General features: G+C 59.4%; 1 rRNA gene. It reads left to right on the top strand.

From position 1 onward, the window contains the following. Positions 1-256, top strand: a 23S ribosomal RNA gene (locus QCZ28_RS34440); the annotation flags it as partial.

Genomic DNA, 256 nt, shown 5'->3' with positions numbered 1-256 from the left:
GGGGAGCGTGGGAACCTGATGGGTAGTAGTCAAGCGATGGGGTGACGCAGGAAGGTAGCTGAGCCCGGCCGGTGGTTGTGCCGGGGTAAGCGTGTAGGCCGTGGTGTAGGCAAATCCGCACCACATGTGGGCTGAGACGTGATGCCGAGCCGATTCAGGTGAAGTCAGTGATCCTATGCTGCCGAGAAAAGCCTCTAGCGAGTTCTTAGCGGCCCGTACCCCAAACCGACACAGGTGGTCAGGTAGAGAATACCGA

Origin of the sequence: Micromonospora sp. DH14 (assembly GCF_029809455.1) — a bacterium.
In the GTDB taxonomy this organism is placed as follows: Bacteria; Actinomycetota; Actinomycetes; order Mycobacteriales; family Micromonosporaceae; genus Micromonospora; species Micromonospora parva.
Note: the sequence above shows the minus strand (reverse complement) of the source record. Positions and strands in the feature narration are given on the sequence as shown.